Source organism: Symbiopectobacterium sp., from assembly GCF_051710365.1.
In the GTDB taxonomy this organism is placed as follows: Bacteria; Pseudomonadota; Gammaproteobacteria; order Enterobacterales; family Enterobacteriaceae; genus Symbiopectobacterium.
In genome coordinates, this window is the sequence record NZ_JBPETA010000005.1 from 25,865 (window position 1) to 39,242 (window position 13,378).

The window sequence follows — 13,378 nt, forward strand, 5'->3', positions numbered from 1 at the left end:
ATACCAGGCCACACTTTATAGCGCCTGTTAACAGGCGCTGATAGCCAGACGTTCTACGTGATGAATAGCCTCGCGTAGCGTCTCGCGGGTAACGACATGGGGCATATTGCCCATATCCGGTGCCGTCACGGCCGCATTCAATATGGCCGCCTGTTCCTCAGAAGTCAGGGTTGGTGCAATCGCTGCCAGTGATGTTGGAATGGCACAATCCTTCGCCAACGCAATGGCTTCAAGCAATTCCTCATCGCTACGCCCTTCCTTCGCCAGTAAACAGAGATTACCAAACCCCACCAGCAGACCATGCCCGTAAGCGCGCGTCTTATCGCACACGGTAAAGCCCTCGTAGAGCGCATGGGACGCCGCCGCATGGGCACCATTGCTCATCAACGAGGTCAACCCGATCGCCCGGATTGAGAAAAGCCAGACACAGCATTTCCAGCAGGTTTTCCGAGCCGTTGCCCATCACCACCTGTTCCGGCGTCATCCCGGTGCGCGCGGCAATTACCGCGCGCAATTGGAGACTCGCCGGATCGGGATAACAGGCCGTGCGCGTCACCTCAGTTCGCAGCGCCGCGTCGGCCAACGGGCTCATGCCCAGTGGGTTTTCATTGCTGGCAAGGCGGGCAATATACGTCACAGCAAAACGCTGGTGCACCGCATCATCAGATAACCCAGAGTTATAGCGCCCCAGTTGGCGGGCTTCGCGCCGCGCCAGTCGTTCAATCGTTTCTTTCATGATGACCTCAGCGGCGCGCTCCGTTAGCCCTTCACCATCGGCAAGTTCAACCCATGCTGCGCGGCGCACGCGATAGCGCTCTCATATCCTGCATCCGCATGGCGCATCACGCCCGTTGCCGGATCGTTCCACAGCACGCGCGCCAGACGTTCATCGGCCTGTTCGCTGCCGTCACACACGATCACCGTGCCCGCATGCTGTGAGAAGCCCATGCCCACACCGCCGCCGTGATGCAGGCTGACCCAGGTTGCGCCACCCGCCGTGTTTAACAACGCATTGAGCAGCGGCCAGTCGGATACCGCATCCGAGCCATCGCGCATCGCTTCAGTTTCCCGATTGGGTGAGGCAACCGATCCGCAGTCCAGATGATCGCGACCAATCACAATCGGCGCTTTCAACTCGCCATTGCGTACCATCTCATTGAAAGCCAACCCTGCCAGATGGCGCTCACCCAATCCCAACCAGCAAATGCGCGCCGGTAATCCCTGGAAGGCGATGCGCTCTTGCGCCATATCCAGCCAGCGGAGTGGAGTAACGACGTGTTCTCGGGAAACAGCGCTTTGAGCTTGGCATCGGTACGCGCGATATCCTCCGGATCGCCTGACAGCGCCACCCAGCGGAATGGGCCTTTGCCCTGGCAGAACAACGGACGAATATAGGCAGGCACAAAACCGGGGAAATCGAACGCGTTAGCCACGCCCTCTTCCAGTGCCATTTGGCGGATATTGTTGCCGTAATCCACCGTCGGGATACCCGTATGATGGAATTCCAGCATCGCCTGTACATGCACCGCCATCGAGGCTTTGGCCGCCTTTTCTACCGCTTTCGGATCGCGAGTGCGCATCTCTGCCCAGTGCGCCACGTCCCACCCTTGCGGCAGATAACCGTTAATCGGATCGTGCGCCGAGGTTTGATCGGTCACGATATCTGGGCGCATACCTCCGGCCTTGGCACGTTTCACCAGCTCTGGCACCACATCCGCTGCGTTACCCAACAGACCCACAGAAATGGCGCGTCCTGCTTTGCACGCTTCATCGATCATTGCCAACGCCTCATCCAGATCGGTGGCCTTGTAATCGAGATAACGTGTGCGCAAGCGAAAATCAATACGTGATTCCTGGCACTCGATCGCCAACACGCTGGCACCGGTCAGAACGCCCGCATTGAACAGCGCCAGCAAGGTTTCAATCACCTGACGGCGTACGCCGGAATGGCCTCTCGCCAGACTCACCACTTTGGTCGCCATCACCAAGCGCAGCACGTTATCGGGTAACAGTTCACCTACGCCAACGCTGTGCGACAGCACCAGATTACGTTGCAACTCCGCCAGACGATCGGCAGGAATGGAGGTACTTACCAGCTCGCCAAACCCGGTATTGATGCCGTAGACCACCCGATTCTGCCGCACGATATCCGCCACCTGTTGGCACGCGGCATCCACGTCAGCCCAGGCCTCTTCGGCGAGCGTCAGCGTGACGCCACCGTGATAAATCGCCCGCAGCGTCGCCAGATCGACTGCACCGGGAGTGAGGCAAATCGACGGGGGTGTTGTCGTCATAATCTATTCCTGTATATACAAGTTAAGCTGAAGTAAAAACGCCATAGGCGTTTTTATGTCTTGTTCTGTGTCTGTATGCCTGACTAATGCGCCAACGCCTGGAGCGTTTCGGCGCGAATCTCTTCGGTCACCCTGGCCTTGAGCGCCATAAATTCTGGCGAGGTTTTCAGGGTGTAATCACGATGCCCTTCAAAGGCAACCGCCACTTCGGTTTTGATGCGTCCCGGGCGAGCACTAAAAATCGCTACTCGGTTACCCATAAAGATAGCTTCATCAATATCGTGCGTGACAAACATCACTGTCTTTCGTGACGCTTCCCACACCGAAAGTAAAAGTTCCTGCATCATGACGCGCGTCTGGTTATCCAGCGCGCCAAAAGGTTCATCCATTAACAGCACTTTGGGATCGTTCGCCAATGCGCGCGCAATCGCGGTGCGTTGCTGCATACCGCCAGAAAGCTGACGCGGATAGTGATGCTCAAAACCTTTCAGGCCGACCTGATGAATGTAGTAGTCACAACGCTCCTGCTGCTGCGCCTTGCTGATGCCGCGCTCCTGCAAACCAAAGCAGATGTTCTGCGCCACCGTCAGCCAGGGAAACAGCGTATAGCTTTGAAACACCATACCGCGATCCGCGCCCGGTCCTTCCACCAGCGCGCCATCGAGCCACACTTCACCGCTGGTGGGCGAATCCAACCCGGCGATGATGCGCAACAAGGTGGATTTACCACACCCGGACGGCCCGAGAATGGTGATGAAGTCGTTTTCCTGTACCTGATAATCGACGGGCAACAGCGCCTGAGTCTGTTCGCCGAGCGGGCCGGTAAAGATGCGCTCGACCTGGCGTACCGCTAATTTGCTGTGGGACATTACAATAAGCTCCAGGAAAACAGGAGTCGGTTCATCGCCTTAAACAGAAAATCTGACAGCAGGCCAATCACCCCGATGACGATAATGCCGAAGATGATCTGTCCGGTGTTCAGCAGTGCCTGACTGTCCACAATCATGTGACCGATACCGCTCGACGAGCCAATAAGCTCAGCAACAATCACGTAAGTCCACGCCCACCCGAGCACCAGTCGCAGCAGTTCGGCGATTTCCGGTGCCGCACCGGGGATCAGCACGCGACGTACCACGCTGCCGTTGCTGCATCCCAACGTGTGGGCGGCTTCCACCAGATCGCGACGCGCAGCCCCTACCGCTACCGCCACCATCAACACGATTTGAAAGAAGGAGCCAATAAAGATCACCAGAATCTTCTGCATCTCACCGATGCCCGCCCACAGGATAAGCAGCGGAATAAACGCGGATGCCGGTAAATAGCGGCAAAACGACACAAATGGTTCGAAAAACGCCTCGCACAGTTTGTACGCGCCCATCAGAATGCCGAGGGGGACACCGATGATCGCGGCCAGCAGGAACCCTGCCAGCACGCGCATCACCGTCATGGCAATATCCTCAGAGAAGTTATACTGGGTAAAGAGGATCGCCCCTTCACGCAGCATGGTCAGCGGATCGGCCAAAAAGGTCGGTGATACCGAACCGCTGAACGTCACCATTCCCCACAGGGCAAAAGACAGGACAAAAAAGGCCACCCCAAGTGCCACGCGCAACCGCACGGCAACAGGCCGCAGCGACACCATCAACGGATTGTGCCAGCGCGGTGCAGCGTCAGGTAACGCCGCAGGCGGCAAAGGCAGTTTGTCAGTCGCGCGAGAATCACTCATCATGCCAATATCCTTATTTCACGTAGCTGGCGTCATACAGGGTGCTGATATCCGGGATCTTGCGAATCACGCCCATTTCCAACAGCAATTTGGCCGCTTCGTTGCTAAAGGTTTCGATCTCACCGCTGAAGAATTTGCGGTTCTGTTCTCTGTCCTGCCAGCGCAGATAGCTGGCTGATTTAGCAAAATCCGCACCGCTTGATTTCACCGCAGCCCCCATGATCTCATAGGATTTGTCCGGCTCGGCCTTGATCATCTCCAGCGCATCGAAATAGCTTTCCACCAATGCCTTGGCGGCCTGCGGATTTTTCGCAAGGAAATCCGGCGTACAGCCAAGCGTGTCCATTACCATCGGGTAATCGAGCGTGGTGGCAATGATCTTGCCGCTTTCAGGCTTGTCGCGCACCGTGGAGAGATAGGGCTCATAGGTCATGGCGGCATCGTTTTGCCCGGCGAGCAGCGCCTGCGCAGCGGCCTGTGGCGAGAGCGTTGCCGTCTTCACGTCTTTAAGCGTCATGCCGTTTTTATCCAAGATCCACGCCAGCGCAAAGTAGAGGGAAGTGCCCGGTGCATCGACACCAATGGTTTTTCCTTTCAATGACTTGATATCATTGATCGGGCCACGTACCGCCAAACCGTCAGCACCGTAGGATTTATCCAACTGCACAATCTGTTTAATCGGCACACCGTTGGCGTTCCAGGCGACATAGGTTTCCACCGTGGTAGCGGCACATTGAATCGCACCGGAGGCCACGGCCAGATGGCGATCTTTTTGTGGGATCATTTTGATCGACACGTCCAGCCCGTGCTTCTTGAAGATGCCCGCTTTATCGGCCAGCGTCAGCGGCGCAAAGCCGGTCCAGCCAGAAATACCGATCGCTACAGGCGTATCTGCCGCCTGCGCCACGCCTGCCGATACCATGCAAAGCACCATCAGGGTCGCTTTCCAGCCCATGTTACCTCGTGCTTTGTTCATTCGTTCCGCTCCTGTGAGAGAAGTCATTACCCATGCGGCAAACTGCGCCAACGTCATTGTCTAAGCTTGTATAGACAACCAAAGCAAGCAGTGTGCCAATATCACAGAATCGGCGTTTAGCCCTTTATTGGCGGGAATAGTGTGAAAGTACCATGCAGGAAAACAGGTTCCAGAATAGTGCATTGCTCCCGTTTGGCGCACCATGATGATTCGTTATTAACGAGGCAACGCGCAAAAACACGCTTGCTGCCCTGAACAATAGGCTGTCAGCAGCACGGCACCGTCCTTTCCCTATTGTCTATACATATACATACGCGCATAAAATTCGCTACACTGCACAAAAGCGTAGGGTCAAGGAGAACACCGTGGTGACACAGCAGCGCGCATCGCAACTTGCAGGCGCCATGAGCGATATACCCACCCCCATCTATCAACGGGTCAAGCAGGCGATCATCAGCCAGATTCGTACGGGTGCCTGGCAGCCTCACCAGCGTATCCCGTCAGAGAGCGAGTTGGTCAACGAGCTCGGCGTTAGCCGTATGACGATTAACCGCGCGCTGCGCGAGCTGACCAGTGAAGGTTTTTTGCTGCGTATGCAAGGGGTTGGTACGTTTGTCGCGGAGATCAAGGCCTACGCGGCCATACTGGAAGTGCGCAATATCGCCGAAGAGATTGCCGAACGTGGACATCGCCACAGCAGCCGCGTGTTAGCGCTGCAAAGTCTGAAGGCGGAAGGAGAACTGGCAGAACAGTTTGATATCTCGCCGGGGCAAACGCTGTTCCACTCGCAGATCGTCCATTACGAAAACGATCTTCCGGTCCAACTGGAAGATCGCTACGTCAATCCTGTGGAAGCACCGGACTATCTGCAACAGGATTTCACCAGTCGCACGCCTTACACCTATCTCAGTCAGGTGGCCCCACTCACCGCCGGTGAACATATCGTGGAAGCCCTGATTCCAGACGATCACCAGCGTCAAGTGTTGGCACTCGATCCACAGGAGCCGTGTCTGATGATCCGCCGTCGCACCTGGCACGACACGCGTATTGTTACCGTCGCTCGCCTGATCTATCCCGGTTCACGCTATCGCCTGTTGGGCCGTTTCAAGACCCACGGCTGATGGCTGTCAGCGCTTGCTCTCGCGGCGAAATACCGCGGTGTAGAGCAGCCAGGCATCCTCAGTCAGTGGCGTGAGGTCGCGTAGGGGTTGTTGGCTTGCCCACCACACGCCTTGTCCCGCCTGACAGGTTTCCTCACCAATACGCCAGCAGCCGTCCATCACATAAAGCACGCCCGCTTCCTGCGCGCCCAGTTGCATCGCGTCACGCACAGCCATCACGGTGGCATAATGGCTGTCGCGCCGGGTCATGATATTAAAATCCCGGTTGGCAGCATCCCCGTCATGCGTCACGATCGGCGTAGCGGAAAGCGGCGTTTCACCGGCAAAAAACAGCGGCTCGCCGCGCCGCAAACGGTGCGAAAACGCCGGAAAAACCAGAGAAACACCGGAGCCTTCCAGCAAGGTAATAATGCGATCAACGCCCGGAAAAGCAGAAAAGTCACCGGCCTGCGCAATGGTGGCAATGCTGGCACGCCAGGCAAACCCTTCCCCCTCCACCGCAGGCGCACTGATGATTTCCCGTGTTTCTCCGCCGCCATTGCGCCAACGGCTGACCGGTAAGGTATTCACATCAAAAAATGGCATCAGAGGCTCCCCAACGCATCCATGACCATGGCGAACTGGCGGTCAGATTCATCATCCAACGCATGACGCCCCTGATGAATCACCTGTTTCCCTGCAACCCACACATCGCGAATTTGCTGACGCTCACCGGCAAACAGCCAGCAATTGAGCAGCGCGCGGTCCGGCAGGCCGTGCAACCAGGCATTGTCCTCCAGCACCAGCCAATCGGCGCGATAACCCGGAGCCAGCGCGCCGATGGCAACCCCACAGGCTGCCGCACCGCCCGCCAGCGCCTGCCGATAAAGCACGTCACCGACGGCAGGCAGATCAGGCGTCACTACGCGGTTGCGCCGTCTGTCACGCAAACGTTGCGCATATTCCAACCAGCGCAGCTCTTCCAGCAGGTTCAATGAGACATGGCTGTCTGAACCGATGCCCCAGCGGCCGCCCAGTGCGACATACTGGTCCAGCGCAAAGATGCCATCGCCAAGGTTGGCTTCTGTGGTCGGACACAAGCCCGCAATGGCTCCGCTGGCCGCTACGCGCTGTAGCTCCCGTTCATCCAGATGTGTGGCATGAATCAACGTCCAGCGGCCATCCACCGCGAAGCGATCGTACAGCCAGTTCACCGGACGTTCGCCGCTCCACGCCACGCAGTCTTCCACCTCTTTTACCTGCTCGGCAATGTGAATGTGTACCGGCAACATTGCGGGCATGGCTGCCAGCACGTCGTTGATTTGGCCTTCGCTGACGGCTCGCAATGAGTGAAAGAAAATCCCATTTTAAAGCAACGATTTATCTCGTAACAACGTTACCAGCCGCTGCTGCTGGGCTAGATAGTGCTCGGTATGCTGGATAAAACGCCTTTGCCCCGGCAGCGCAGGCTGGGCACCAAAACCGGCGTAACTGTAGAGCACCGGAAGCAGGGTTTGTCCGATGCCCGCGCGCTCTGCCGCCGCCATCAGTTGCAGCAGCATGTCATCCTGCGCGTAAGGCTGCCCGGCCGGATCGTGATGCAGATAATGAAACTCAGCAACCTGGGTATAGCCCCCTTTCAACATCTCGATATAGAGTCGGCTGGCGATAGCACCAACCTGTTCCGGCGTCAGGTGACCCACCAGCCGATACATCAGATCGCGCCAAGTCCAGAAACTGTCTTGGGGATCGCCCGCCACTTCTGCCAGCCCCGCCATCGCGCGCTGAAAAGCATGTGAATGCAGGTTCGCCATCGCGGGCAGCACAATACCCGACAGTAGCTGAATACCCGGCAATGACTGCGTTTCTTCTGACGTGGCGTTTTGCTCGACGCCAGTAATCACGCCCTCGGCGGAAACGGCAATGCGGACATTGCACGCCCATCCCTGCGGCAACAGGGCGCGCGGAGCGAAAAAGCTCGGCATAGTTGATCCTTTACGGTTGTGGTTTGAGTTGCCTTGCCAGTTGTCTATACCTATACATACACCAGCTCACCGGCCAACGACTATAGTGAATTATTATGGTCACAATAAGAAAAAGCTATCCTGCGCCCCTTGTCGTTCCAGTGCGGGTAGGTTAGCTTGTCTTTGGTTGTATATACAATAAGAGTGACATCATGACTCAACGATTATCCTGCGACAGCCTGTGGCTTGGCGCAGATCTCGTCACCCTGCGCGATGGACGCTACCAGATCATTCATGATGGCGCGCTGGCGGTAGCAGAGGGCAGGATCGCCTGGGCTGGGCCGCAAGCGCAGCTACCAGACTATGACGCCGATACCACCACCCACTTCGACGGCGGTATCATTACGCCCGGTTTTATTGATTGCCACACTCACCTGATGTTCGGTGGCGATCGCAGTGACGAATTCGAACAGCGCCTCAATGGCGTAAGTTATGCCGACATCGCCGCCGACGGTGGAGGGATTCTCTCCACCGTGCGTGCCACGCGTGCCGCAACGGAACAGCAGTTGGTCGAAAGCGCACGACAACGATTAGCCTTGCTGTTAGCCGAAGGCGTCACCACCGTCGAGATCAAATCCGGCTATGGTCTGGATATCGACAGCGAAGTGAAAATGCTCCGCGCCATACGCCAACTGGCCGCACAGGTGCCCGCGCAGGTGGTTGCTACCTGTCTGGCGGCTCATGCCGTTCCACCGGAATACGCAGGGCGCGCGGACGCATGAATTACCACACTCTGCGACCAGTTGCTGCCGCAGGTCGCACGAGAGCAGTTGGCCGATGCCGTTGACGCATTCTGCGAACACCTGGCGTTTTCACCTGCGCAGGTTGAAACACTGTTTAACACCGCCAGGCAGCTCGGGCTGCCAGTAAAATTGCACGCAGAGCAACTCTCCGCACTAGGCGGCAGCTCTTTGGCGGCACGCTACCATGCGCTCTCTGCCGATCATCTGGAATACCTGACGGAAGAGGACGTACGGGCCATGGCGGCCAGCGGCACGGTCGCCGTGCTGTTACCGGGTGCTTTTTACCTGCTGCGCGAAACGCAGCGACCGCCGGTAGAATTGCTGCGCCAGTACGGCGTGCCCATGGCTATCGCCAGCGATGCCAATCCCGGCACCTCACTGGCCCTTTCTCTGCGTCTGATGCTCAATATGGCGTGCACTCTGTTTCGGCTCACGCCGGAAGAAGCATTGGCCGGTGTCACCTACCACGCCGCGAAAGCGCTGGGGCTGCAAGCGAGCCACGGATCGCTGGAGGCCGGCAAAGTGGCCGATTTTGTACACTGGCCGGTAGCACGTCCGGCAGAATTAACCTATTGGCTGGGTGGGCAGTTGCCCTGTACCACCGTTTATCGAGGGAGTGTTCGTCATGGAACCGTTTGATTTTCAAAGCGGCACGCTGCCGTTGTTAGTCAGTATTCCCCACGCGGGAACCCGGCTTACGCCCGAAGTCGAAGACGGACTGAGTGACGCCGCGCGCCCTCAGCCGGATACCGATTGGCATATTCCACAGCTGTATGATTTTGTACGCGAGATGGGGGCCAGCGTATTGGTGGGCCACTATTCGCGTATGGTGGTCGATCTCAACCGTCCCGCTGACGATCGCCGCTCTACGCCAACGCCACCACCGGGCTGTTTCCCAGCACCTTGTTTGACGGCACGCCTACCTTTGTCGCGGGTAAAGCACCGACGCCTGAGCATCGTAACGGCTACCTGCAACATATCTGGCAGCCCTATCACCAGCAAATCCAGCAAGAACTCGATCGCCTCAAAGCGCGTTACGGCTATGCGCTGCTGTTTGATGCCCACTCCATTGCGTCACACATTCCGCGTCTGTTTGACGGCAAGCTGCCCGATTTGAACATCGGTACCAACGGTGGCGAAAGCTGTTCCCGCGAGGTAGAAGCGACAATACGTGCATGCTGTGAAGCACAGGATCAATACAGTTGGGTGATTAACGGGCGTTTCAAGGGCGGCTACATCACCCGCGCCTACGGGCAACCTGCGCAACAGCAACATGCGGTGCAACTGGAACTGGCACAGTGTAACTACATGGAAGAGCAAGCGCCCTTTGCCTGGCACGCAGAGAAAGCCGCCGCCTTGCAGGTTCAGTTGAAAAACTATCTTGCCTGTTTCTGACCGTTTCAGGCTGGCGCAACACGCCAGCCTTAACACACCGTTTATTCCGCCAGCGCGCGCATTTCGGCAATCAAATCGCTTTTGCCTTCAAATCCAATGCCCGGCAGTTCCGGCATCACAATGTGCCCTTGTTCCACCCGAACGGCATCGGGGAATCCGCCGTAAGGCTGGAACAGATCCGGATAGTTTTCATTGCCGCCCAACCCCAACCCAGCGGCGATGTTCAGAGACATTTGATGCCCACCGTGTGGAATGCAGCGCGCAGGCGACCAGCCAAACTGCTCCAGCACCTCAAGCGTGCGTAGGTATTCACACAAGCCATAGGACAGAGCGCAATCAAATTGCAGGTAATCTCTGTCTGGGCGCATACCGCCATAGCGCAACAGATTACGCGCATCCTGATGCGAGAACAGATTTTCTCCCGTAGCCATCGGCCCCGGATAGAATTCACTCAACGCCGCCTGGAGGGCATAATCCAGCGGATCGCCCACCTCTTCATACCAAAACAGCGGGTAATCACGCAGCATTTTGGCGTAAGCGATGCCGGTTTCCAGGTCGAAACGCCCATTGGCATCCACGGCAAGCTGGGCCTCGCTGCCAATCTCTTCGAGCACGGCCTCAATACGCCGACGGTCTTCCTCTATCGACGCGCCGCCAATCTTCATTTTCACCACCGTGTAACCACGACGCAGATAGCCACGCATCTCCTGCTTCAATGCATCCAACGCTTTGCCCGGATAGTAGTAACCGCCCGCGGCGTAAACGAACACGCGCGGATTGGCGCGCACACCTTTACTGTCCGCCAGCAGATGAAACAGCGGCATACCGGCAATTTTGGCGGTCGCATCCCAAATCGCCATATCCAGCGTTCCTACCGCAACCGAGCGCTCACCGTGCCCGCCCGGCTTTTCGTTTTTCATCATGGTGTTCCACACCCGATCGGGATCGAGATTATCGCCGCGCGCATTAAGCAGCGTTTCCGGGTCAGCTTCCAGAATCCGCGGACGAAAGCGCTCACAGATCAAACCGCCCTGGCCATAGCGCCCGTTGGAGTTAAACCCGTACCCGACAACCCGTCGACCATCGCGCACCACATCGGTCACGACGGCGACCAAACTGGTCGTCATGTGCGAAAAATCGATGTAGGCATTTCTGATTGGGGAAGCGATGGGTTTGGTGACTTCACACACATCGATAATACGCATAGCCGAATCTCCTGATGGTCGCTAAGCCAGCGGCAAAAAACGTACCTTTGTTACACACTCTGTTATGCCGTTTTCTTAACATGAAAAATGTCATATTCTGCGAGAGCGATGCCCTAAAGCACGCCATAACGTCTATAATAGAGGCAATTTTTGACTGATGACCAATGCGAAAAAGGAGCGCTGTAATGCCAAATCGGCATCACTTAGAGCTGGCATGGTTGGAAGACGGGATAGCGCTGGCCGAGTCGCTCAACTTTTCAAAAGCGGCGGCTGCACGTTATGTGACACAGCCAGCATTCAGTCGACGAATTCAGGCTTTGGAAGCCTGGGTCGGCGTGGCGCTGTTTGAACGTAACCGGCGCGGTGCGCGGTTAACACGAGCGGGAGAGGTCTTTTTTCATCAGGCACCAGATCTGATTCGAGCACTCTATGCCCTGCGCAACGAAACGCGCGACAGCGTCGAACAGCGCGCCCCCGAGGTCATTATGTGTACTAGCTCAGACCTGATCTGACAGTTACCGGTTATTTATACAGGTGTCTGTCAGATCAGGTCTGAGCTAGTACACATTATGGGATTATTGAACCGGAACGATATTGAAATTGAAATCAGTCTTTGTACTCGCGATGATGTGCCTAAAACCGCGAAGGTAAAACTACGTGATGTCGAGGACGCAGAGGTGTGCGAACGTCTGCTAGATAAACTCGCCGCAGTGGTGATAAACCCCAGACAGGACACGCCGTAAATGACGCTTATACCTAGGATTCATCGCTATCATCGACCAGCACAAAATCAAGCTGCTCCCGCCCGTAGTGAGAGGCCGGAAACGCGTCGCGCGGAATAAAGTCATCCGGTAGCGGGAGACCTCCACCGTTCTGCTTTGAGGTGAACTTTTCAAAAGCTTCCATCGTGGTAAAGCACACACCGCACGCCAGATTGTTACACTGGTAGTACTTGCGTCGTACCGTATTGGTGTCAGGCTTTCTTTTTTATTAAATTAACTTATTGTTTTTTTATTTTTAAAATAAAGATCCACATAGTGACCACTAGTCAACGCTAAGCCCTGCTTTTTGGGCTTTTCTTTGGACGCAAAAAAGCCAGCCCTAAGGCTGGCCACAAAAGTGGGTGCTCGCGGATCTTCACTCAAACAACAACCAACGGGCGGGGGCAAGCCCCGCCGCTGGGTTGCCTTACCTCACAGATTCGTAAGCCATTATGGCCGCAACCTCCGTTTCGCCATTTCTGATATGGATTTCACAGAGTGATTTCCGGGTTATCCAAGTAAACACCAGTAAGCTGATACAGATAACCACCAGAGCGGTGATAGCGAGTTTTTGCGGCATACTGGCCTCCTTATCTTGCCTTTCGGCGTGGAAGAGGCTACCTTTATGTTGTCTGGCATAAGAGTGGCCTCGGGTTGATTAACATCGATTCGGGGCCTTTCTCTTTCTGTCTTTTGCTGAGGCTCAGGACAGAAAGATCTAGAGCACCCGCGCGGAGTGTAACAGTAATCATCTTCTCTGCAAATTCTTACCTGCCCACGAAATCACCACGCAAAGTCTCATTCCGCACATTACGTCGGTTGATTTTGTCACGTGATTCACTGTTCTGCCGACACGTTACCAGCACGATCAGTGGTGAAAAAAATTGAAAAGCTTTCATCACTCTCTACCCGCCCACAAGCCGCACCACGCCGGGGTTTCACCCAAATCCCTACGTGACCTTTTCGACCACTGACTTTACGCGACGCGCCACAAAATCCATAACTTTTCATTTTATTTCAATGTGATGCGCTTTGTGTGGGACATCTCTCCGGCGTCAAAAACTGAAAAAAACTGAAATTCTTTTCAATCCGTCATTCCGCACCTGATTTTTCTTTTTTCGGGACTTGACGGTATTCTGAGGTTCTGAATTTAT

General features: G+C 56.0%; 8 protein-coding genes and 8 pseudogenes. 4 read left to right on the forward strand and 12 right to left on the reverse strand.

All coding sequences use genetic code 11. From position 1 onward, the window contains the following. Window positions 1-27 precede the first annotated feature (27 nt). From ACTBDZ_RS01025 to ACTBDZ_RS01055, 7 genes and pseudogenes are all read right to left on the reverse strand, one after another. A pseudogene (locus tag ACTBDZ_RS01025) lies at window positions 28-399 on the reverse strand (oxidoreductase); the annotation flags it as partial. Then, on the reverse strand, window positions 320-736 hold the full coding sequence (locus ACTBDZ_RS01030; protein ID WP_438813893.1) for an aminotransferase class I/II-fold pyridoxal phosphate-dependent enzyme: 417 nt from the start codon (window positions 734-736) through the stop codon (window positions 320-322). The pseudogene ACTBDZ_RS01025 and the gene ACTBDZ_RS01030, both read right to left, overlap by 80 nt. A gap of 23 nt (window positions 737-759) precedes the next feature. Further along, window positions 760-1,898 (reverse strand): annotated as a pseudogene (gene hutU, locus ACTBDZ_RS01035) (urocanate hydratase); the annotation flags it as partial. A gap of 48 nt (window positions 1,899-1,946) precedes the next feature. Next, window positions 1,947-2,294: pseudogene (locus ACTBDZ_RS01040) on the reverse strand (aromatic amino acid lyase); the annotation flags it as partial. A gap of 83 nt (window positions 2,295-2,377) precedes the next feature. Beyond that, window positions 2,378-3,163 carry an ABC transporter ATP-binding protein gene (locus tag ACTBDZ_RS01045; protein WP_438813886.1) on the reverse strand — a complete coding sequence of 262 codons (786 nt, stop codon included), beginning with the start codon at window positions 3,161-3,163 and terminating at the stop codon, window positions 2,378-2,380. Beyond that, the gene (locus ACTBDZ_RS01050; RefSeq protein WP_438813894.1) at window positions 3,163-3,936 is read right to left on the reverse strand and encodes an ABC transporter permease; all 774 of its coding nucleotides are present in this window, start codon (window positions 3,934-3,936) and stop codon (window positions 3,163-3,165) included. The genes ACTBDZ_RS01045 and ACTBDZ_RS01050 overlap by 1 nt, the downstream gene beginning before the upstream one ends. Before the next feature lie 97 nt (window positions 3,937-4,033). Continuing rightward, on the reverse strand, window positions 4,034-4,975 hold the full coding sequence (locus ACTBDZ_RS01055; protein WP_438813895.1) for an ABC transporter substrate-binding protein: 942 nt from the start codon (window positions 4,973-4,975) through the stop codon (window positions 4,034-4,036). 386 nt (window positions 4,976-5,361) lie between these two features. Between ACTBDZ_RS01055 and hutC the strand changes: the two genes are divergently transcribed. Further along, complete coding sequence (hutC, locus tag ACTBDZ_RS01060; RefSeq protein WP_438813887.1) at window positions 5,362-6,117, forward strand: histidine utilization repressor; 756 nt, start codon at window positions 5,362-5,364, stop codon at window positions 6,115-6,117. A gap of 6 nt (window positions 6,118-6,123) precedes the next feature. Here the strand turns inward: hutC and ACTBDZ_RS01065 are convergent, their stop codons facing one another. Together ACTBDZ_RS01065 and ACTBDZ_RS01070 are read right to left on the reverse strand one after the other, a co-directional pair. Then, window positions 6,124-6,702, reverse strand: a complete 579-nt coding sequence (locus tag ACTBDZ_RS01065) for a HutD/Ves family protein (protein ID WP_438813888.1) — start codon at window positions 6,700-6,702, stop codon at window positions 6,124-6,126. Further along, a pseudogene (locus tag ACTBDZ_RS01070) lies at window positions 6,702-8,081 on the reverse strand (formimidoylglutamate deiminase). The gene ACTBDZ_RS01065 and the pseudogene ACTBDZ_RS01070 overlap by 1 nt, the downstream one beginning before the upstream one ends. A gap of 191 nt (window positions 8,082-8,272) precedes the next feature. On the opposite strand from ACTBDZ_RS01070, the pseudogene hutI reads away from it, so the two are divergent. After that, window positions 8,273-9,502 (forward strand): annotated as a pseudogene (gene hutI / locus ACTBDZ_RS01075) (imidazolonepropionase). Further along, window positions 9,489-10,258, forward strand: a pseudogene (hutG, locus tag ACTBDZ_RS01080) (N-formylglutamate deformylase). Before hutI ends, hutG begins: the two co-directional pseudogenes overlap by 14 nt. A 41-nt stretch (window positions 10,259-10,299) precedes the next feature. Here the strand turns inward: hutG and ACTBDZ_RS01085 are convergent. Next, on the reverse strand, window positions 10,300-11,463 hold the full coding sequence (locus ACTBDZ_RS01085) for a mandelate racemase/muconate lactonizing enzyme family protein (RefSeq protein WP_438813889.1): 1,164 nt from the start codon (window positions 11,461-11,463) through the stop codon (window positions 10,300-10,302). A 185-nt stretch (window positions 11,464-11,648) separates the two neighbouring features. Between ACTBDZ_RS01085 and ACTBDZ_RS01090 the strand changes: the two are divergent. After that, a pseudogene (locus ACTBDZ_RS01090) lies at window positions 11,649-11,904 on the forward strand (LysR family transcriptional regulator); the annotation flags it as partial. Window positions 11,905-12,219: 315 nt separating this feature from the next. On the opposite strand, the pseudogene ACTBDZ_RS01095 reads toward ACTBDZ_RS01090, so the two are convergent. Together ACTBDZ_RS01095 and ACTBDZ_RS01100 are read right to left on the reverse strand one after the other, a co-directional pair. Further along, a pseudogene (locus ACTBDZ_RS01095) lies at window positions 12,220-12,438 on the reverse strand (ogr/Delta-like zinc finger family protein); the annotation flags it as partial. Between the two features lie 213 nt (window positions 12,439-12,651). Continuing rightward, window positions 12,652-12,804 (reverse strand): Hok/Gef family protein, encoded by a 153-nt coding sequence (locus ACTBDZ_RS01100; RefSeq protein WP_438813890.1) that lies wholly within the window; start codon window positions 12,802-12,804, stop codon window positions 12,652-12,654. Window positions 12,805-13,378: the final 574 nt, after the last annotated feature.